Raw genomic sequence first — 20,539 nt, forward strand, 5'->3', positions numbered from 1 at the left:
CCGTACCAGCCAAATTCATTCGTATGCAAATGATATCAAGCCGGTGCGAATTGTCAAAGCCAGAGTTTTGCGGCGGCATCGCATCCGTGCCACGGCACGCATTTGTTACGCTCGCGCATGACCCCGAAAATCGGAACCGATTTTTCGGAAAGGATCATGCGCAAACTCAAAGTGCTACAGCGTCCTTTGCGCGTCCAAAGGACGCGCGGCGCTGTAGAGGTTGACGCAGGCGGCCATCTGGTCAAGTTTCTGCGTCCGGTCGCGCCAGCGGCCTTTCTTCCGCCGGAACCCCCACCGGAGCCCGAGCCCGAGACTGACGAGAAGGAGGCACCATGGCCGACGAAGCGCTTGTTGTCATCGACCTGCAGAACGACTTCTGCCCTGGCGGCACGCTGGCGGTGGCCGGCGGCGACGAGATCGTGCCGTTGGTCAACGACCTGATCCGGCGAACCGAGCATGTCGTGCTGACGCAGGACTGGCATCCCGCCGGCCATTCCAGCTTCGCCTCCTGCCATCCCGGCAAGCAGCCCTTCGAGACGATCGAGATGCCTTACGGCCATCAGACGCTGTGGCCGGACCATTGCATCCAGGGCAGCCTCGGCTCGGACTTTCATTCGGGACTCGCCTGGACCAAGGCGGAGCTGATTATCCGCAAGGGGTTCAGACCGGCGATCGACAGCTATTCGGCCTTCTTCGAGAACGACCATACGACGCCGACCGGACTTGCCGGCTATCTGCGCGAACGCGGCATCGATGCGGTGACGCTTGTCGGATTGGCCACTGATTTCTGTGTCGCCTTCTCGGCGCTCGATTCGGTCAAGCAGGGTTTCAAGACGACGGTGCGGCTCGACGCCTGCCGCGGCATCGACCTCAACGGCTCCGTCGAGGCGATGCTGAAGCGGATGCGCGAGGCCGGCGTCATACTTGAAGACCATTTGTCGGACTGACCGGACCGTGGAGCGTCAGGTAAAGATCCCATGCCCCAAGGCAGGACCATCGCCCGTGGGCAAGGACCCCCTCACCCGGATTGCCAACCGAATTGCGAAAGGCAATTCGGGGCAATCCGACCTCTCCCCAAGGGGAGAGGAGGTCGCCAGCGTTGACGCCAGCCTCTTCTCCCCGCCGGGGAGAAGATGGCCGCGCAGCGGCCGGATGAGGGGGCCTTTTTCATACGCAATCCCTCTCTGCTCTGTGGACGCTTTAACCGCAATCGCTGTGACGGCTGTCGCGATGCTGTTGCCTGCACAGGCGCTGGCGGCAGAGGAACACGGTTTGCCGGGCCAAACAATGCCGTTGTGGTGGGCACTGCCCTTCGCCGGCCTGCTGCTGTCGATCGCCACCGGGCCGTTGCTCTTCCACCACGCCTGGGAGCAGCACTATGGCAAGATCACCGCCTTCTGGGCGGCACTGGTGATCGTGCCGCTGGCAGTCGCCTTCGGCATCCCTTCAGCCACGGAAGCGGTGCTGCACGCGCTGCTCACCGAATATATGTCGTTCATCATCCTGCTGTTCGCGCTGTTCACCATTTCGGGCGGTATTCTCGTTGCCGGCAACATCCACGGCACACCGCTGGTCAATGCCGGGCTGCTGCTGATCGGCGCGGTTCTCGCGTCCATCATCGGCACGACCGGCGCCTCGATGATCCTGATCCGGCCGATCCTGCGCGCCAACGACAACCGGCCTTTCAACGCCCATGTCGCCATCTTCTTCATCTTCCTGGTCTCCAACATCGGCGGCTCGCTGACGCCGCTCGGCGACCCGCCGCTGTTCGTCGGCTTCCTGCGCGGCGTCGATTTCTTCTGGACGACAGCGAATCTCTGGCAGGAGACTTTGTTCGTCGGCGGCGTCGTGCTGGCCGTCTTCCTGGCGATCGACATCATCCTGCATCGCCGCGAGGGCGGCGCGCCGAAGATCAAGGATCCGACACCCGATACGAAAGTGCGCATCCGCGGCCTGGCCAACCTTCCGCTGCTGGCCGGCGTGATCGGCGCGATCCTGCTGTCTGCCATCTGGAAACCGGGCGTAAGCGTCTCAGTGCTGGGCGTCAGTCTCGAACTGCAGGACCTCGCGCGCGACGCCATCATCCTGGCGCTCGCCCTCCTGTCGCTTCGCGTCTCGTACAAGAGCCATCGCGAGGCCAACGGCTTCAACTGGGAGCCGATATCAGAGGTGGCAAAACTGTTTGCCGGCATCTTCATCTGCATCGTGCCGGTGGTCGCCATACTGAAGGCCGGTCATGACGGGGCGCTGGCGCCGCTGGTCTCGCTGGTCACCTCGCCGTCGGGCGAGCCCAACGACCTCGCCTATTTCTGGTTGACCGGCGTGCTGTCGTCCTTCCTCGACAATGCACCGACCTATCTGGTGTTCTTCGAACTCGCCGGCGGCGACCCGCAGCATCTGATGACCAGCTTCGCCTCGACACTGGCGGCGATCTCGGCCGGTGCCGTGTTCATGGGCGCCAACACCTATATCGGCAATGCGCCTAACTTCATGGTCTATGCCATCGCCCGCCATCGCGGCGTGAAGATGCCGGGCTTCTTTGGCTACATGGCGTGGTCGGGCCTGGTGCTGATCCCGCCATTTTTGATCGCCGGCTTTCTGTTCTTCAGGTAATCACCCAACGCCGACATAGCGGCGGACGGCCGACGGATCGGCGCGCAGTTGCTCGACGTCGACGGTCTCGCGGTTGCGGCCGTTTTCGATGAATGAAACACGGTCGGCGACCGACAGCACGGCATCGACCCGCTGCTCGACGAGGATGGTCGAAACGCCTGATACACGCAGCTTCGCCACCGTTTCGCGGATTTTCGCGATCATCGACGGCATCAGCCCTTCGGTCGGCTCATCGAGCAGCAGCACCTGCGGTTCGAGGCACAGTGCCCGGGCCATGGCCAGCATCTGCTGCTCGCCGCCGGACAGCGTGCCGGAGCGCTGTCTCAGCCGCTGGCGCAGCAGCGGGAAAAGGTCGAGCACGTTTTCGCGCGTCGCCTTGCCCTTGTTGCGCGTCATCAGGCCGATCTCGATATTTTCCGCCACCGTCATCTCGGCGAACAGCCGCCGGCCCTGCGGTACATAGGCGACGCCGGCCTTCGGCACCTCATGCGCGGGAAGACCGGTCAATTCCTCGCCATCGAGCCTGATCGAACCGGCGCTCGACGGAATCAGCCCCATGATCGCCTTCAGCGTCGTCGTCTTGCCGGCGCCGTTGCGGCCGAACAGGCAAAGCACCTCGCCCTTGTTCAGCGCGAGGTCGAGGCCGTAGAGCACCTGGACATCGCCGTAGAAGCAATCCAGCCCGGAGATGGTCAGCGCCCTTGTTTCTGTCATGGGGTCGCTCCGAGATAGGCGTCCTGCACCTCGGTGTTGGCCCGGATCTGCTCGGGCGTGCCTTCGGCCAGTATCTTGCCGGCGTTGAAGACGGTGATGCGGTCGGCAAGCTGCATGACGACAGGCATGTTGTGCTCGATCAGAAGCACGGTGGCGCTCCTGGCGATGTCGCGCACGAGTTCGATGAAATTGTCGATCTCGCTGTCGGCCAGCCCTTGCGTCGGCTCGTCGAGGATCAGCAGGCGCGGCTTCAGCGCCAACCCCATCGCCACTTCGAGCAGGCGCTGGTGACCGTAGGACAATTGCCCGGCCAGCATATGGGTGCGGTCGGCAAGGCCGGTGCGTTCGAGCGCCGCCATGACGCCGGTGCGGACCGCGCCCTTCGAGCGGCCGTCGGTGAGCGTGCGCTGCACCGGCAGCGCGACATTGTCGTAGACGCTGAGATTGGCAAAGACGCTGGTGATCTGGAACGTGTAGGCGACGCCAAGCCGTACCCTGGCATAGGCCGGCAGATTGGTGATGTCGGCGCCGTCGAAGACGACCATGCCCGAGGATGGCTGGATGCGGCCGCTGACCAGGCTGACGAAGGTGGTCTTGCCGGCGCCGTTAGGCCCGATGACGGCGCGGATCTCGCCCGGCATCATCGCGAAGTCGACATTGGCGACGGCGCGCAGGCCGCCGAAATTGCGCGACAGGCCCTTGGTGGTCAGCAGCGGCATCATGGCAACCATCCGAGCCAACGCTGGCGGATGGTGCCCAGGATGCCTTTGGGGAAAAACAGCACCAAAAGAATGAGCGCGATGCCAACGATCAAGAGATAGGCCGAGGTGTAGCCGCTGGTGATGTCGACGATGTAGTACATGAACAGCGTGCCGATCATGGGCCCTAACGTCGTGGCAGCACCCCCCAGCAGCACCCAGAGCAGCGGCAGGATGGAATATTGCACCGAAGCGAAGCTCGAACCGACATAGCCGAACAGCAGCGCATAGGCGGCACCGGACGCCGCACAGATGGTGCCTGAGATGACGACTGCGGCGAGCTTGTTGGAAAACGTGTCGTAGCCGAGCATCTTCGTGCGCTCCTCGTTCTCGCGGATGGCGACCAGCACGCGGCCATACCTGGAACGGACGACGGCGAGGGTGACGAGCAGCACGGTCGAAAACAGCGCCAGCGCGCTCATGTAGCGGACAGTCGGGTTGGTGAGGTCCAGCGATGTCGCGCCGAAGCCGAGCACCCGCGCCGGCTGCGGCACCACCATGCCCTGGTCGCCGCCGGTCCATGAAGCGAAATAGAGAATGACCAGGTAAAAGACCTGCGCGAACATCATGGTGACGATCATGAAGGCGACGCCGGAGGTACGCAGCGCCAGCACGCCGATGACCAAGGAAAGAGCCGCGCCGCAGAGGATGCCGGCGGCGAAGGCGGCCGGCACGCTCCAGCCGAGATGGATGACGGCGAGACCCGCGCCATAGAGCCCGGCGGAAAAGAACATGGCGTGGCCAAGGCTGAGCAGACCGACATAGCCGAACAGCATGTTGTAGCCCATGGCGAAGACAGCCAGCACCATGATGCGGGCAAGCAGGCCATGATGATAGTCGGGCAAGACGAAGCTCAAGGCGAAGAGCAAGGCGATGACGCCGAGATGCAGCGCATAGGGTTTTGCCGGCGAAGCATCCTTCATCGCGATGCCGTTCCAAACAGGCCCTGCGGCCGGAACACCAGCACCATGGCGACCAGCAGCGTGGCGATGATCTTGGCCAGCGTCGGCGAGAAGAACACCGAGATGATGCCGTCCGACAAGCCGATAAGCACAGCGGCGACAAGGGTGCCGCGCAGCGAGCCGAGACCGCCGATGATGACGACGATGAAGGAGAGCAGCAGCGGGTCCTGTCCCATCAGGTAATGAGCCTGGCTGATCGGCACGATCAGCACCGCGGCCACCGCGGCCAGCATGGCGCCGAGCGCGAAGACGCCGGCATAGACCCGGTCGACCGGAATGCCGAAGGCCTGCGCCGTCTCGCTGTCATATTGCGTGGCGCGCATGATGAGCCCGATCTTCGTGCGGGTCAGCACGAACCATGTCGCTGCAAGCAGCAGCGCCGAGGCCGCTATGACCGACAGCTTGTAGCCGGAATAGCCGAACCAGGGCAGCAGGATGCGATAGCTGAAGGGCGGCTCGACCGGCCGCGCCTCCGGACCGTAGAAGGTCAGCGCCAATTGCTGGATGATGTAGAGCATGCCGATGGTGGCGACGATGGTGGCTTCGGGATTGTAGTTGAGCCGGCGCAGCACCAGCCGCTCGGCGAACAGCGCAACAGCGCCGACGATCAGCGGCGCCAGCACGAGAGCGGCGAGGAAGCCGAGCGCCGGATGGCCAGAAATCGCCGTCGAGATCGCCCAGGCCAGCACCGCGCCCAGCATGAAGAACTCGCCATGGGCGACATTGACGACGCGCATGACGCCGAACACCAGCGACAGGCCAAGCGCCATCAGCGCCAGCACGGCGGAGGTGACGAGGCCTTCGAGGGCGGCGAGGAGGAGGTGAGGTCCGAAATGCATCCGTTAGGCACCGGCGGATGCGCGAGGCACCCCCCTCTGTCCTGCCGGCCATCTCCTGCTCAAGGGAGGAGATCGGATTTCATCTAAGGTTTCGCCAATTGCCAGGCTCGGCAGGTAGCCGCCTTCGCACAAACTGCCAATCTCCCCCCTTGAGGGGGAGATGGCCGGCAGGACAGAGGGGGGTGGCTTGGCTCCCATGCTTAAAGACAAAGCCGTGTCTAAAGCGCCTGCGTCGTGTAATCCCCTTCCGGCTCGTAAAGGCCGTCCTCGATCTTGGTCTTGTGGACGACCTTCAGCTTGCCGCCTTCGACCTTGGAGATGTTCTGGATGCCGAAGCACTGGTGGATCTTGCCGTTGAAGGTCTTTGGTCCCTGCGGATGCTCGTGTCCCTCGGCGAATTCGGTCAGGGCCTCGGTCGCCTCGACCAGCTTGGCGCGGTCTTCCGGTCCCTTGTAGCCAGCATCCTCCATCGCCTTCTTGACGACATAGAGCGTTTCCCAGCAGCCGAACATGTGCGCGGCGGTGGAGACGTCCTTGGGATCGCCGACGGCGGCGCCATTGTCGTCGATGCCGACAGCGGCGCGGTAGGCTTTTTGCGCGGCGGAATCGTCAGGCTGGGCGTAACGCGGCGAGCCTTCCCAGAAATGGCTCCCGTCGAGGAATTCGAGGCCGGGGCTGTTGATGTCGGTGGCTTCCAGCGAATCGATGAAGCCGAACAGCTGCGGCCGGTTGGAACCGTAGAACTCGCCAAGTTCCTTGACGAAGGTGAGTACCGCCGGGCCGACCATGACGTGATAGATCACCTCGGTCTCGGCCGGGATCTGCGGAAAATATTTGGTGAAGGAGGATTCTGTCGGCGGGATGGCGATCTGGGCGATGACCTCGGCACCTTGCGCCTTCAGCGCCGGCGGCAGGTAGTCGCGATGGTCGTAGCCGAAGGCAAAGTCGGGGAATATCTGCGTCACCTTCTTGCCTGCGTTCGCCGCGATCCATGGCGCCATCGCCTGGATCTGGCTCTTCACGTCGGTGATGCCGGGCTGGAAGACGTAGCGGTTGAGCTTGGTCGAGGCGACGTGGTGACCCTCGCTGACGACAAAGTAAGGCATCTTGGCCTCGCCGGCGGCCGGCGCCGAACCGATGACGACATGCGAAAACAGCGTGCCGAAGACGATGTCGGTTTTGTGCTGGGTGGCGAATTTACCGACTACCTCGGCGCCACGACCGGGATCGGTGCCGTCATCCTCGATGATCACTTCGACCGGCCGGCCGTTGATGCCGCCGGCGTCGTTGATCGCCTTGATCGCGGCCGCCGTGGTCTTCTCGTACCAGCGGCCATAGGCGGCGCCGATGCCGGTACGGTGCGACTGGAAGCCGATCTTGATTGGCGCCGAACTCTGCGCCTGGCTGTAACGCACGAAACCGGGCGCGACAGCGAGACCGGCGCCGGCGGCCAGACCTTTCAGCGCCGTGCGGCGGGTAAGACCGGTTTTCGAGAGATCGAAAGTCTTGCTCTTGTGCATGATGCCGTTCCCCTTGTTCAGCGTTCCGAGCGAAACGTCCGCTCATTTCCGGAAGTCGAAAAATTGCATGTGTACAAACTAAATCACCAAAGTACGGACACGGCAATGCCGGTTCCCTGGGGTAATCCCGGTTTATTTTCCAGCGCAAAAGCCTCAGCCAACCGTCGGCATGGCAAGCAGCCAGAGGCCGAAGACGGTATAGGCGATCATCAGCACGGTGAGCGGCAACTGGCTGAGCGCGGTGCGTGCAGGAACCGGGTGCAACCGCTAGGCGAGGCCGTGGGCGACAAGCACGGCGAGCATGTGGCCGGCGATGATGACGCCGGCCTGCAGATTCCACAGCCACCAGGCCGAGCCGGCGCCGGCGACCACGCCGGCTTCGATCTCCATGTCGGCGGTGCCGAACAGGTTCCAGCCCAGTGCAAACGGGTCGGACAGGGCAGCAACCGCATACTGGCCGTCGACGAGCAGCGCGCCACTCGAACGAATTGCCGATCTCCCCCCTTGCGGGGGAGATGTCCGGCAGGACAGAGGGGGGTGGGCGGGAACTCACGCTATCCGAGGTTTCCATCTTGACCGGCGGACGAACCAATCCGTCGGCCCCCTCAAACCTTGACCAACTGCTCCACGCGGTCCTTGGCGCCGAAGATCCGGAGATAGCGCTCGATCTCCTTCTCGTCGCCGGTCGCCTTGGCCGGGTTGTCGGACAGCTTGACCGCCGGCCTGCCATTGGCTTCGGTGACCTTGCAGACCAGCGAGATGGCGTCGAGGCTGTTGGTTTCGATCGGCGCGCAGTCTTCGAAATCATTGGTCAGATTGGTGCCCCAGCCGAAGGACATGCGCACCTTGCCGCGGAAATGGCGGTAGGTTTCCTCGATGGTCTCGACCTCGAGCCCGTCGGAGAAGATGAGCAGCTTCTGCTTGGGGTCCTTGCCCTTCTCGCGCCACCAGGAAATGATCTTCTCGCCGCCCTCGATCGGGGGCGCGCTGTCGGGGCGGAAGCCGGTCCAGTCGGCGACCCAGTCCGGCGCGTCGCGCAGGAAGGAGGCGGTGCCGAAAGCGTCGGGCAGCACGATCAGCAGATTGCCGCCATAATAGCGCTGCCAGTCCTGCAGCACTTTGTAGGGCGACTGTTTCAGTTCCTTTTCCGACTTGGCGAGCGCGGCGAACACCATCGGCAATTCATGCGCGTTGGTGCCCAGCGCTTCGAGGTCGTTGTCCATGGCAAGCAGCACGTTGGAGGTGCCGGTGAAGGCTTCGCCAATGCCCTCCTTCAGCGCTTCGACGCACCAGCGCTGCCACAGGAAGGAATGGCGCCGGCGGGTGCCGAAGTCGGAAATGCGGATACCGGGCAACGCCTTCAGCCGCTCGGTCTTGGCCCACATCTTGGCCTTGGCGCGGGCGTAGAGTACGTCGAGCGCGAAGGGCCCGAAGGCCCGCATGGCCGCGCGCGAGCGCAATTCGTTGATGATGGCGAGCGCCGGGATTTCCCACAGCGTCGTGTACATCCACGGGCCGCTGAAGGAGAGCTCGTACTGGCCGTCGCGCCTGGACAGCTCATAGTCGGGCAGGCGGAAGCCTTCCAGCCAGGCGAGGAACTCCGGTTCGAAGATCTGCTTGCGGCCGTAGAAATTGTTGCCGCCGAGCCAGATCATCTCCTTCTTGGAGAAGCGCAAGGTGCGGGCATGGTCGAGCTGGTCGCGCAGCTCTCCTTCGTCGATCTCATCGGCGAGACGCACCGAGGTGGTGCGGTTGATCAGCGAGAAGGTGGCGTCGACCTTGGGATACATGCCCCAGATCATCTGCAGCATCAAAAGCTTGTAGAAGTCGGTGTCGAGCAGGCTGCGGACGATCGGGTCGAGCTTCCAGGTGTGGTTGTAGACGCGCCGCGCTATATCGGTCTTAGCCATGTCTCGATGCCGCCTTCGCTGCTCGCTCTAGCTTTTTTGCTTAGCGCAATTCCCCAGGGAAAGCGCTAGGCGCTTTTCCCGGGAAACCGCTGCGCACTTTTCCTGGAATTGCTCCAAATGCCTATTAGCATTGAATTTTCGAAAGCGCTGCCCGCTTTGCGGGCTGGCCCGACAAAAAGAAAATCCTGCGGCAAGCACCGCGTTTCATCTGAAGCGGCCTCAGGAGGCCGGCTTGGCGCCGACGACCCTGAGCGCCGGGCGCTTGCGGCGGATGCCGATGCGGCCAGCCACCGGTGCGTCGGCGCGGCTGTCGGCCTGCTGTTTTTCAGCGAACAGCCAGTCGATGAACAATTGCACGATCGGCGTCGACTTCATCTCGTTGCGGCAGACGACGTAGAAATCATCGACCGCCGGCACCGACAGGCTGAACGGCGCGACAAGCATGCCCCTGGCGAGCAGCGCGCTTGCGGTGACGGAATCGCCAAGCGCCACGCCATGGCCGTGGACCGCGGCTTCGGTTGCCGTGCGGGCGTCGCCGAGATGGTGGCGGCGGCCGCGCTCCAGATCCAGCCCGTCGGCGGCCGCCAGCCAGGTGTGCCATTCGCGGCCGTCGTCGCCATGCAGGAAGACGTGATCGGCGAGATCGCGCACGGTGCGGATCGGGCGATTGTTGATCAGCGTCGGGCTGACCACCGGGAACAGTTCGAGGCCCGACCATTTGCGCATCCAGCAGTCGCTCCAGCTGCCGTTGCCATAGTGCACGCAGACGTCGATCTCAGGCGCGCGAATGTCCCTGGCGTCGTTGGAGGGGATCAGCGTCAGCCTGATGTCGGGATATTGCGCCATGAAGCTGCCCAGTCGCGGCGTCATCCAGAGCAAGAGCAGCGCCGGCACGCAGGACACCGAAAGCGTGCCGGCGCTGGCCGGCCGGGTCATGCGCTGGGGTGGCGGCGGCGATGCCGTCGAAAGCGGTCGACACCGCCGGCAAAAGTTCGGCACCGTGCGGTGTCAGCTTCACCCGCTGGCCGGTGCGTTCGAACAGCTTGACGCCGAGCGATTGTTCAAGCGCCTTGATCTGATGGCTGATGGCGCCATGGGTGACGTTGAGCTCGGCGGCAGCCTTGGTCAATGAGGCGTGGCGGGCCGTCGCCTCGAAGGCGCGCAGCGGATTCAGCGGAGGCAGACGCTTGGCCATGAGACCCAGGAACATTGTGAGATTTTCTCACAGTCGGCACCCTAACAATATCAATTGATTTTTCAATGCGGCTGCCCGACACTTTACCTGGAAACAGCATCAAGACGTGAAATCTGCAGGCAGCCAGCGGGACAGCGAACCGGCCGGATGACGGTCATCGCCAAGCGTTGCCGGCCGCACCGGATCAGCCATCGAGGAGGAGCGGACATGGGTTATAACAGCGGCAAGCTCGAAGCGTTGCGTCGCAAATATGGCGAAAGCCATGGCGGCGAGATGTTCGACCCGAAATTCCGCAAGGTCGCCGACAAGATCTTTTCCAAGAGCGGCACGCGGCTGGCGCCCTATTCCGGCATCCCGACCTTCCTCGCCGCGCCCTACCGGCAGATTGCCGCCGACAATCCGGATTTCGGCGACCTGCAGGTGGCGATGATCGGCGTGCCGATGGATCTCGGCGTCACCAACCGGCCGGGCTCGCGCTTCGGACCGAGGGCGTTGCGCGCCATCGAGCGCATCGGCCCCTACAATCATGTGCTGGAATGCGCGCCGACGCATGAGTTGCGTGTGGCCGACATCGGCGACACGCCTTTCCAGAGCCGCTACCGGCTGGAGACCAGCCATGACGACATCGAGCGCCGCACCAACCAGATCGTCGATGCCGGCGTGCTGCCCTTGTCCGTCGGCGGCGACCATTCGATCAGCCATCCGATCCTGAAGGCGGTCGGCAAGAAGGCGCCGGTCGGCATGATCCATATCGACGCCCATTGCGACACCAGCGGGTTGTTCGACATGACCAAGTTCCACCATGGCGGTCCCTTCCGCAACGCGGTGCTGGACGGTGTTCTCGACCCGACCCGCACCATCCAGATCGGCATCCGCGGTTCGGCCGAGTATCTGTGGGAGTTCACCTACGAATCCGGCATGACCGTGGTGCATGCCGAGGAGGTGACCGGCCTCGGCATCCCCGTCATCATCGAGAAGGCGCGCAAGATTGTTGGCGACGGTCCGACCTATGTCTCCTTCGACATCGACAGCGTCGATCCGGCCTTTGCGCCGGGCACCGGCACGCCGGAAGTCGGCGGCCTGACGACGCGCGAAGTGCTCGAATTGCTGCGCGGCCTCAAGGGCCTCAACATCGTCGGCGGCGACGTCGTCGAGGTGGCGCCGCAATATGACGCGACCACCAACACGGCGCATGCCGGAGCGCAGGTGCTGTTCGAAATCCTCAGCCTGATGGTGTTCAGCCCGGCTATATCAGGCAAGGGGGCCTGACCCACTGACAAATCGAAGGTGGCCGCCGCGCTGGAGCCGGCGGCCAACCTCAAACAAACAAGCTTCCAGCAGGGGAACGACAATGACACTTCACATGAAGCTCAAATCATCCATTGCCGCCGCGCTGATGCTCGCCGGCCTTGGTTTCGCCTCTCAGGCCAATGCCGACGCGGTCGGCGACATCACCAAGGCCGGCGCCATCAATGTCGGCATCTTCTCGGACTTTCCGCCTTTCTCCTCGGCCAGCGCCGATATGAGCATCAAGGGCTATGACATCGACGTGGCGCAGGCCATCGCCGATTCCCTGAAGGTGAAGCTCAACCTGGTCAGCGTCACCGGCCAGAACCGCATCCCCTATCTCACCGACAAGCGCGTCGACATCCTGATGAGCGTCGGCTACTCCAAGGAGCGCGAGCAGGTGATCGATTTCGCCGCCGCCTACGCGCCCTACTACATCGCCGTCATCGGCCCGGCCGCACTGGCGGTCAAAGGCAAGGAAGACCTTGCCGACAAGTCGATCGCCGTCAACCGCGGCACGCTGGAGGATACGTCGCTGACCGAGGCCGCACCGGCTTCGGCCGACATCCGCCGTTTCGACAACTACAATTCCGTCATCCAGGCTTTCATCTCCGGCCAGACCCAGCTGATGGTCGTCGGCAACGATGTCGGCGCCCAGGTGCTTGCTCGCCAGGAGGCGCTGAAGCCGGAGCAGAAGTTCCAACTGCTCACCTCGCCCTCGCATATCGGCCTCAACAAGAACGAGGACCGGCTGAAGCAGGCGGTCAACGACGCGGTCGCCAAGATGCTGGCCGACGGCAAGCTGGACGAAAGCTCGAAGGCCTGGCTGAAGACGCCGCTCAATCCCGACAACCTCAAGGATTGATCCAGAGCCTGTCCCATCCCGATTCCATCGGGATGGGACTCTATCTCTTGGGGATCATGCTCTAGGTGTGAGCGACAGGACCGATTGCGATGGGCTACGGCCTCGACTTCGGCTGGCTTGCCGGTGCGGCGGGCGCGATTGCGCGCGGTGCGGCCACGACGATCATGCTGATCGTCGTGACCACGCTGGCGGGCACGTTCCTCAGCATCCTCGGCGCGGCAGGGCGGCGAAACGGCCCTGTCCTGCTCAGACAAGCGATCGGCGTCTATGTCGAGGTGATGCGCAACACGCCGTTCCTGGTGCAGCTCTTCTTCATCTTCTTCGGGCTGCCCAGCATCGGCATAAGGCTCGATCCGATCCTGGCCGCCATGCTGGCGATGACGCTCAACATGGCGGCCTACACGATCGAGATCGTCGGCGCGGGGCTGGACGCGGTGCCGCGCGGACAGACGGAAGCAGCGCTCGCGCTTGGGCTCAGGCCGCGCCAGGTGTTCGTCAAGATCGTGCTGCCGCAGGCGCTGAAGGTGATCTATCCGGCGCTGACCAGCCAGATCATCATCATGATGCTGGAATCGGCTGTCGTGTCGCAGATCGCGGTGCGGGAACTGACCTATGAGGCCGACATGCTGCAGGCGCGCACCTTCCGCGCCTTCGAGACCTATCTGGTGGTGACGATGGTCTATCTCGTCCTGTCGATGGGGCTGCGCCGGCTGCTGGTATCAGGCGGGCGCCGGGTTCTGGGAGCCGGCGTGTCATGATCGAATTCACCTTCTGGGACATTTTGCGTAACCTCCTGCTGGCAGCGCGCTGGACCGTGCTTCTGTCGCTGGCGGCCTTTGTCGGCGGCGGCGTGGTCGGCATGGTCGTGCTGTTCTTCCGCATCGCTGAGAATAAATGGAGCCGGCGCATTGCCTCGGGCTACATCGCGCTGTTCCAGGGAACGCCGCTGTTGATGCAGCTCTTCCTGATGTTCTTCGGCCTGCCGATGCTCGGCCTGCGCATCGAGCCGTGGACTGCGGCAGCACTTGGCCTGACCTTTTTCGCCAGCGCCTATCTGGCCGAGATCTGGCGCAGCGGCGTCGACGCGCTGCCGCGCGGCCAGTGGGACGCCGGCGCCAGCCTTGGCCTGCACTATCTCCAGGAACTGAGGCTGATCATCCTGCCGCAGGCGTTTTCGATCACCCGCGCGCCGACCGTCGGCTTCCTGGTGCAGTTGGTCAAATCGACGGCGCTGACCTCGATCATCGGCTTCGAGGAGCTGGTGAGAACCTCCAACGCGATCAACAACGCGACCTTCGAGCCGTTCAAGGTCTACGGACTGGTCGCCTTGATCTTCTTCGTCATGTGCTTCCCGCTGACGCAGTATGCGCGCGCGCTCGAACGGCGGGCGGCGGTGCGCTGAGCGGGAGAGCATTTTATGCTGACCAACCAGACGACTAAAAGCCAGAAAGCTGTCCCCGCAGCCGCCTCTTTTGGGCCATTTGATGACGTTGGTGCTTTTTGACCCTACGCAGACGATCAATTGGCGACCGCCACGATGCTGTTTCACGGTTCAGCGCGGAAGCCAGCCAATATCGCTAGACCTACGTTGATAGCTGACAGCGATGATGCAACGACCACAGGATCGAGTCCGAAAGCTGCGGCGAAGGTCACTACGGCGGAAAGGATATGCAATGCTTGTTCGATTTTTGCGTTCATGTTTTGGGTCCTAAGATTGGACCCGGCCGGATCGTTGTCTTGACTGTGCACGTCGTTAATATGCCTATGCTCGGCCCGCGAAGCGTTCCTGAACTATCGCGGAAAGTTATCGAAAGTTACGGAATGGACCCCTTCGGAGTAATTTTCGGCAGGCTTGTCCGCGAAAAACGCGGCATCGAGGGGTTGTCGCAAGACGGTCTTGCCGGAAAATCCGGTCTGACCAAAGCGCGTATTTCAGAGATAGAGACAGGCAGGGTCGCAAATCCCCAGACAAAGACTGTGGATGCACTTTGCGTCGCGCTGGAGATCTCGCGAGAACAGCGCGCTGCCTGTCACCCCAATTCGGCATCGGGTTTACCCCCGCGCCTGCTGAAAATACTCGCGCGACACTTCGGGCGCGATATGCCGGAAGCCACAGAGGAGGAGCTAGAAACCTACCTGATTACAAAGGCCGAAGAATTCCGGCAAATGCAGCTGCGGCTTCAGAAATTGGCTGAGAGCGAAGGTCGGATATCCGAACTCATTGGAGCTGCCAATGAAGCCCTCGGAGAAGGTGGCTTCGAAACAGCGGACGACCTTCTGAAGGCAGCCGAGGCCGCCCAACTACAGTCGGCCACCATTGTGGCTTTGAAGAAACAGGCGGAGTTGCGGATCGCGCGAGGAAACGTCGCACTCCTCAGCGGCGACATTGTTTCAGCAGCCAGCCATTTCGAACTTTCGTCGCGTTATTTCTCAGGAGTAGACACAGGATCAGAAGCGGATAATCGGTCCGAATGCGCCATGTTGCTCCGCTACTATGCATATAGATACAGGAGCGCCGAGGCGCTTCATGAGGCGGCAAGTGCGCTGAAGCGAAATCTAGGCATTTGGACGCGAGATGCATACACAGAGAAATGGTGTCAGACCAAGAACGCGCTCGGTGGTGTGAGCTGGCGATTATCTCAGTTCGACGTCCCGAAGAACGCTCTGTCGCACCTGGTCGATGCAAAGAGCCACTACGAGGATGCACGTGCTATCTGCTCAGAACTGTTCCTTCCCAAAGCATTCGCTACAGCCGGGCTCGATCTGGCGAACGTGTACTCTAACCGTCGGTTCGCGAAATCGACTGAAGACTACGAGAGGAACCTGCAATTCGCTTTGAGCCTACAACTATCTACCCTGCGCTTTTTTTCAAAAACCGATGATCAAAGAGAGTGGGGTATAGTTCAACACAACATTGGCTGCTCTTATATAGGTCTTTCAAACATCCGAACTGATGAGAATAAATCGGTCGCCGATACGGAGAATGCGATTCATCACCTCGAACTGTCTTTCGACGTGAGGAATCCTGAGGACAGCCTTCAATATTGGGTAGCATCCTGCCGGTCCCTTGGAGAAGCGCTCCTGAATATGTCGACTTACTCTGTCACGAGGGATAGTGCCCACTATGTTCAGCGGGCGTCGAAAATTCTGAGGGAGGCAGCCGCAAGATTGTCCCACAGCGAGCACCCGCATCAATGGGCGGAAATCCAAGCGCAGCTCGCAAGATGCAGCGAACAGAGACTCGCGTAAGTGTGACGATGTCCGCTTCTGGGCGCTAAGCGGACATTTCGTAGCTAGCCGATCTGCCGTCTAGTAGTCGCGGCCACCCGGCAACCGGCAGCCCGCTCGCCTCAATGACCAAACGCCAGCGGCGGCGCGATGCGGTCGCGTCGCAGCCAGCGGGCCATGAGCAGCGCCGCCACCACCGCCAATCCCGACGACAGGCCGATCCAGATGCCGACGCCGTTGAAGCCGAAAGGGAATGCCAGCAGCACGCCGAGCGGCAGGCCGACGCCCCAATAGCCGATCGCGGCATAGATCATCGGCACCTTGGTGTCGTGCAGGCCGCGCAGCATGCCGCTGGCCACCGCCTGTGCGCCGTCGAAAATCTGGAACAGTGCGGCAAAAGCCAGGAACGACACGGCAAGCGCGATCACTCTCGTGTTGGCCGGATTGCCGAGATCGATGAAGGCGCTGATCAGGAGATGCGGCCACAGGATCATCACCAGCCCCATCAACGCCATGAAGGAGACGCCGATGACAAAGGCGGTCCAGCCGGCGCGGGAAACGCCTTCCGGATTGCCGGCGCCATGGGCGAGCCCGACGCGCACGGTCGCGGCCTGGTTAAGGCCGAGCGGAACCATGAAGGAGATCGACGCGATCTGGATGGCGATGGCGTGCGCGGCAAGCGAATCCGCGTCGATCAGGCCCATGAGCAGGGCCGCCGCGTTGAAGATCGTCACTTCGAAGGCAAGGATGCCGGCGATCGGCAGGCCGAGCCGCAGCAGCCCCTTGAAGCGCGGCCAGTCGGCCCGCCAGAGGCGCCCGAACAGGCGGTAGCGGCGAAACTTCGGCTCCAGCATCGACACCAGTGCCATGCCGGCGAACATCAGCGTGCTGGACAGCGAGGTGGCGAGGCCGGAGCCGGCAATGCCCATCGCCGGCACGCCGAGATTGCCGAACATGAACACCCAGTTGAACAGGGCGTTGCAGACAACGGCGACGAAAACGATGACCAGAGCCCAGCCCGGCCGCTCCAGCGCGGAGATGAACGAGCGCAGCACGATATAGCCATAGAAGGGCAGCACCGCCCATTCCAGCCAGCGCAGGTAGATGCCAGCCTGCTGCGCCAGCGCCGGCTCCTGGCCCATGGCCAGCAGAATTGGCTCGCCGTGCCAGAGGAAGAGCCAGATCGGGATCGAGATAAGGATCGCCAGCCAAAGACCCTGCCGCACGGTGCGGCGCAGGTCGCGCACGGAATGGCGGCGACGGCCGAGTTCGGTCGCCATCATCGGCGAGGTTGCCAGCATCAGGCCGAGCCCGAAGATCATCGGCATGAAATAGAGATTGGCGCCGAGCGCGCCGCTGGCCAGCGTGTCCGGCCCCAGCCGGCCCATCATCATGACGTCGGTGGCGGTCATCGCGGTCTGGCCGAGATTGGTCAGCACCATCGGCCAGGCGAGTGCCAGCATCGCCCTGATTTCCTGACGCCAAAGATTTTCCGGCGCGCGAGCGCCGGCTTCTACCGCAGTCATTGTTACGCCTATCCGATTGCGGCGCGTCGGCCGAAAAGCCGGAAGCCGCGTCTCAGCGCGGAAAATGGCCGTGGTCGGCCCAAATTCCGCATTAACGGCATGGCTTGTCCATGAAATGAGCCGCGATGGCAAGAGGCTGGTATCGGCAAGGGTTAAGCCAGCAAGCGGAGCGGTCCCCAAACTCGCACTTTGGGCGCGCCGCGGAAGCCGCTATGTTCGGGTCACCGGCAGTCCTGCCGAAACTGCCATCGAAAGGCATGCGGATGAGCGCGTTTGCGGAAATCACCCTGGTCCGGCACGGCGAGACCGAATGGAGCGCGTCCGGAAAGCACACGGGACGGACCGACATACCGTTGACGCCTGCCGGCGAGGAGGCCGCCCGTCGGCTCGCCGAGCGCCTGTCAGGCCTGTCGTTCCAGGCCGTGTGGTCGAGCCCGTCGCAGCGCGCCTTCAGGACCTGTGCGCTGGCCGGCTTCGGTTCGGCCGGGTTGAAAAAACCTGATCTGGCGGAGTGGGATTACGGCGCTTACGAAGGGCTGACCACGAAGCATATTCTTGCCGAGCGTCCCGGCTGGCGGCTTTTTCGCGACGGCTGTCCGGACGGCGAGATGGCTGAGGATGCTGGCGCGAGGGCGGACCGGATCGTCGGCGAACTGCGTGCCGTCATAGGCAACGTTCTGGTGTTTTCAAGCGCGCATTTCCTGCGGGTGCTGGCGGCGCGCTGGCTCGGCCTGCCGCCGCAAGACGGCGCCCTCTTTGTCCTGGATACCGCCAGCATAAGCGTGCTCGGCTACGAGCACGACCTCGGCGAACCGGTCGTCCGGCGCTGGAACCAGAGATAGCGGCGAAACTACCTGATCTCGTCCAGCGCCTGCCTCTGCCGGTGCATTTCGAGGAATACAAGGTAGTCGCGGTCGAACCGGCCGCTGGCTACCGGATTCGACAGCCGCTTCTTGCCGCCCTGCTGCATGGCGACGCAGGCGGCACTCAAGTCGGGAAAGAGCCCGGCGGCGGTGGCTGCGACCATGCCGGTGCCGAGCAGCACCGCCTCGTCGGCCAGCGGCTCGACCACGGTGCAGCCGGTGGCGTCGGCATAAAGCTCCATCAGCAGCGGATTCTTGGTGTGGCCGCCGGTGACATGCAGCGTGTCGATCAGATAGCCGTTCTCGTTCAGCGCCTCCAGTACATGGCGCACGCCAAGCGCGATGCCGACAGCGGTGCGCCAATAGAGCTTGCACAGGCTGTCGAAGGAGGAATCGAGCGTCAGCCCGCTGATAACGCCGACCGCGTGCGGGTCGGCGAGCGGCGAGCGGTTGCCGTGGAAATCCGGCAGCACATGCAGCCTTGCCGCAAGGTTTTCGCCGTCGGCGGCGCGCAGTTCGGCGACACGCCGGGCGATCCTGGCATGCATGGCGGCGTCCGGTTCGCCGCCGGCGCCATGCCAGCGAATAATGTGGTCGAGCAGCGCGCCAGTGGCCGACTGGCCGCCTTCCGACAGCCAGAGGCCGGGAAGGGCCGCGCCATAATACGGACCCCAGACGCCGGCGAAGGGCTGCGGGTCGGGCGACATCGCCATGACGCAAGAGGATGTGCCGGCGATCAATGCCAAGTGGCGGCCGATATTCTTCTCATCACCGGCGAAAGCACCGAGCACGCCGAGCGCGCCGGCATAGGCGTCGATGACGCCGGCTCCCACCCGGCACTTTTCGGTCAGGCCAAGCTCCGCAGCCGCTTCCGCCGAGAGCGCGCCTATATCGGTACCAACCGGGCTTGCCTTCTCCGGCAGGTTGCCGTGCTGGAAGAGATCGCCGAGCCCTACCTTTTCGAAGAAATCGCGACGCCAGCCGGTTTCCTCATGCGCCAGATAGGTCCATTTGGCGGTCAGCGTGCATTGCGAGCGGGCGAGCGATCCCGTCGCTTTCCAGGTGAGGAAATCTGTGAGGTCGAATAGGTAGCCGGCTTCATTCCATGTTCCGGGCAGGTTGCGCTTCAGCCACATCAGCTTCGGCGTCGCCATCTCCGGCGACATGACGCCGCCGATATAGTCGAGCACGGCATGGCCGCTTTCGGTGCATTCGTCGGCCTCGGCTATGGCGCGATGGTCGAGCCAGACGATGGTATCCCAGCGCCTCTCGCCGGTGACGGACACGCTGAGCTGGCCGCCGTCCCTGTCCCGCACCACCAGCGAGCAGGTGGCGTCGAAGGAGATACCGACAATATTTTTCGCCGACACGCCCGATTTTTCGCGGGCGGCGCGTACTGCCATACAGACCGCCGACCAGATGTCCTCGGAATTGTGCTCGGCGTGATCGGCCTTGGGCTGGTTCATGGCGATCGGATGCTCGGCGCGGCCGAGCAAGGTGCCTTTGGTGTCGAGAATGCCCGCACGGGCGCTCCCGGTGCCGACATCGACCGCGCAAACGAAACTGTTGGTCAAGATGCTTTTTCTCTCGCTCCCAGGCCTGCAATCAGATCGGGCAATTGCAGCATGTCAGCGAATATAAAGTCCGGTTCACTCGACGCAAGCCGCGCTTTCAAAGCCGGGTTGCCGGCATGCGAGCCGCCGGTGAAGGCAAATACGCGCATGCCCGCCGCCCGCGCCGCCGCGATGCCGGCCGGACTGTCCTCGACGACGAGGCATTTCCTCGGATGTGCCCGCATGCTGGCTGCAGCGTGGAGGAAGATGTCGGGCGCGGGTTTGCCACGCGCGACCATGGTGGCGCTGAACAGATGCGGCTCCATGAGTCCGAGCAGCCCGGTGACGTCGAGTGCGTAGCGGATGCGATCGAGCGTGCCGGACGAGGCGACGCAGTATGGCACGCCGAGCCTTGGCAGTACTTCCATGATGCCGGGTATCGGCTTCAGCTCCTCGCGAAATTTGCGCATCAGCTCGACGCGCATCGCAGTCAGATGCCCGTCGGTGATGTCGAGCCCGAAGTCGCGGCCGAGGATTTCGCGGACGCTCTTCATGCTCTTGCCAAGGAAATGCTCGTAGGCCGCATCCTCGCCGACCGCGCCGCCGGCGAGAGCGATCATGCCGAGCAGTGCCGCGACCGACAGCGCCTCGCTGTCGACCAGCACGCCGTCACAGTCGAAGATGACCAGCTCGGGCGCCATGGCAG

The 20,539-nt window shown here is 63.1% G+C and carries 18 protein-coding genes and 2 pseudogenes; 8 read left to right on the forward strand and 12 right to left on the reverse strand.

What is annotated here, in order from left to right; translation table 11 throughout:
• Positions 1 to 332: 332 nt before the first annotated feature.
• Together pncA and MESS2_RS04585 are read left to right on the forward strand one after the other, a co-directional pair.
• The gene (gene pncA, locus MESS2_RS04580; protein WP_008872917.1) at positions 333 to 947 is read left to right on the forward strand and encodes a bifunctional nicotinamidase/pyrazinamidase; all 615 of its coding nucleotides are present in this window, start codon (positions 333 to 335) and stop codon (positions 945 to 947) included.
• 283 nt (positions 948 to 1,230) lie between these two features.
• The gene (locus MESS2_RS04585) at positions 1,231 to 2,613 is read left to right on the forward strand and encodes a sodium:proton antiporter (RefSeq protein WP_040592093.1); all 1,383 of its coding nucleotides are present in this window, start codon (positions 1,231 to 1,233) and stop codon (positions 2,611 to 2,613) included.
• On the opposite strand, the gene MESS2_RS04590 is transcribed toward MESS2_RS04585, so the two are convergent.
• From MESS2_RS04590 to gcvA, 8 genes and pseudogenes are all read right to left on the reverse strand, one after another.
• Positions 2,614 to 3,327, reverse strand: a complete 714-nt coding sequence (locus tag MESS2_RS04590) for an ABC transporter ATP-binding protein (RefSeq protein ID WP_008872919.1) — start codon at positions 3,325 to 3,327, stop codon at positions 2,614 to 2,616. It abuts the gene before it with no gap.
• The gene (locus MESS2_RS04595) at positions 3,324 to 4,049 is read right to left on the reverse strand and encodes an ABC transporter ATP-binding protein (RefSeq protein WP_008872920.1); all 726 of its coding nucleotides are present in this window, start codon (positions 4,047 to 4,049) and stop codon (positions 3,324 to 3,326) included. Before MESS2_RS04595 ends, MESS2_RS04590 begins: the two co-directional genes overlap by 4 nt.
• Positions 4,046 to 5,008, reverse strand: a complete 963-nt coding sequence (locus MESS2_RS04600) for a branched-chain amino acid ABC transporter permease (protein WP_008872921.1) — start codon at positions 5,006 to 5,008, stop codon at positions 4,046 to 4,048. Before MESS2_RS04600 ends, MESS2_RS04595 begins: the two co-directional genes overlap by 4 nt.
• Entirely contained in the window at positions 5,005 to 5,886 is an 882-nt protein-coding gene (locus tag MESS2_RS04605) for a branched-chain amino acid ABC transporter permease (RefSeq protein ID WP_008872922.1), read from the reverse strand. The genes MESS2_RS04600 and MESS2_RS04605 overlap by 4 nt, the downstream gene beginning before the upstream one ends.
• A 218-nt stretch (positions 5,887 to 6,104) precedes the next feature.
• Positions 6,105 to 7,406: an ABC transporter substrate-binding protein gene (locus MESS2_RS04610; protein WP_008872923.1), complete on the reverse strand. Its 1,302-nt coding sequence runs from the start codon at positions 7,404 to 7,406 to the stop codon at positions 6,105 to 6,107.
• Between the two features lie 153 nt (positions 7,407 to 7,559).
• Positions 7,560 to 7,880 (reverse strand): annotated as a pseudogene (locus tag MESS2_RS30600) (hypothetical protein); the annotation flags it as partial.
• 131 nt (positions 7,881 to 8,011) lie between these two features.
• The gene (gene pncB / locus MESS2_RS04615) at positions 8,012 to 9,316 is read right to left on the reverse strand and encodes a nicotinate phosphoribosyltransferase (protein WP_008872926.1); all 1,305 of its coding nucleotides are present in this window, start codon (positions 9,314 to 9,316) and stop codon (positions 8,012 to 8,014) included.
• A gap of 219 nt (positions 9,317 to 9,535) precedes the next feature.
• Positions 9,536 to 10,511: pseudogene (gcvA, locus tag MESS2_RS04620) on the reverse strand (transcriptional regulator GcvA).
• A gap of 207 nt (positions 10,512 to 10,718) precedes the next feature.
• Between gcvA and speB the strand changes: the two are divergent.
• From speB to MESS2_RS04640, 4 genes are all read left to right on the forward strand, one after another.
• Positions 10,719 to 11,780: an agmatinase gene (speB, locus tag MESS2_RS04625; RefSeq protein WP_008872929.1), complete on the forward strand. Its 1,062-nt coding sequence runs from the start codon at positions 10,719 to 10,721 to the stop codon at positions 11,778 to 11,780.
• An 82-nt stretch (positions 11,781 to 11,862) separates the two neighbouring features.
• Entirely contained in the window at positions 11,863 to 12,663 is an 801-nt protein-coding gene (locus MESS2_RS04630; RefSeq protein ID WP_008872930.1) for a transporter substrate-binding domain-containing protein, read from the forward strand.
• Between the two features lie 89 nt (positions 12,664 to 12,752).
• Positions 12,753 to 13,421 (forward strand): amino acid ABC transporter permease, encoded by a 669-nt coding sequence (locus tag MESS2_RS04635; RefSeq protein WP_008872931.1) that lies wholly within the window; start codon positions 12,753 to 12,755, stop codon positions 13,419 to 13,421.
• Entirely contained in the window at positions 13,418 to 14,065 is a 648-nt protein-coding gene (locus MESS2_RS04640) for an amino acid ABC transporter permease (RefSeq protein WP_008872932.1), read from the forward strand. The genes MESS2_RS04635 and MESS2_RS04640 overlap by 4 nt, the downstream gene beginning before the upstream one ends.
• A 143-nt stretch (positions 14,066 to 14,208) precedes the next feature.
• On the opposite strand, the gene MESS2_RS32130 is transcribed toward MESS2_RS04640, so the two are convergent.
• Positions 14,209 to 14,361: a hypothetical protein gene (locus MESS2_RS32130; RefSeq protein ID WP_157357609.1), complete on the reverse strand. Its 153-nt coding sequence runs from the start codon at positions 14,359 to 14,361 to the stop codon at positions 14,209 to 14,211.
• A 123-nt stretch (positions 14,362 to 14,484) separates the two neighbouring features.
• On the opposite strand from MESS2_RS32130, the gene MESS2_RS04645 reads away from it, so the two are divergent.
• Positions 14,485 to 15,912: a helix-turn-helix domain-containing protein gene (locus MESS2_RS04645; protein ID WP_008872934.1), complete on the forward strand. Its 1,428-nt coding sequence runs from the start codon at positions 14,485 to 14,487 to the stop codon at positions 15,910 to 15,912.
• 101 nt (positions 15,913 to 16,013) lie between these two features.
• Here the strand turns inward: MESS2_RS04645 and MESS2_RS04650 are convergent, their stop codons facing one another.
• Complete coding sequence (locus tag MESS2_RS04650; RefSeq protein ID WP_040592095.1) at positions 16,014 to 17,417, reverse strand: MATE family efflux transporter; 1,404 nt, start codon at positions 17,415 to 17,417, stop codon at positions 16,014 to 16,016.
• Positions 17,418 to 17,680: 263 nt separating this feature from the next.
• Here MESS2_RS04650 and MESS2_RS04655 point away from each other — a divergent pair, with 263 nt between their 5' ends.
• The gene (locus tag MESS2_RS04655; protein WP_040592112.1) at positions 17,681 to 18,259 is read left to right on the forward strand and encodes a histidine phosphatase family protein; all 579 of its coding nucleotides are present in this window, start codon (positions 17,681 to 17,683) and stop codon (positions 18,257 to 18,259) included.
• 8 nt (positions 18,260 to 18,267) lie between these two features.
• Here MESS2_RS04655 and MESS2_RS04660 read toward each other — a convergent pair whose 3' ends face one another.
• Positions 18,268 to 19,854 (reverse strand): FGGY-family carbohydrate kinase, encoded by a 1,587-nt coding sequence (locus MESS2_RS04660; RefSeq protein WP_008872937.1) that lies wholly within the window; start codon positions 19,852 to 19,854, stop codon positions 18,268 to 18,270.
• Positions 19,851 to 20,534: an HAD family hydrolase gene (locus MESS2_RS04665; protein ID WP_008872938.1), complete on the reverse strand. Its 684-nt coding sequence runs from the start codon at positions 20,532 to 20,534 to the stop codon at positions 19,851 to 19,853. The genes MESS2_RS04660 and MESS2_RS04665 overlap by 4 nt, the downstream gene beginning before the upstream one ends.
• Positions 20,535 to 20,539 lie beyond the last annotated feature (5 nt).

This window comes from Mesorhizobium metallidurans STM 2683 (genome assembly GCF_000350085.1).
Taxonomy (GTDB): Bacteria; Pseudomonadota; Alphaproteobacteria; order Rhizobiales; family Rhizobiaceae; genus Mesorhizobium; species Mesorhizobium metallidurans.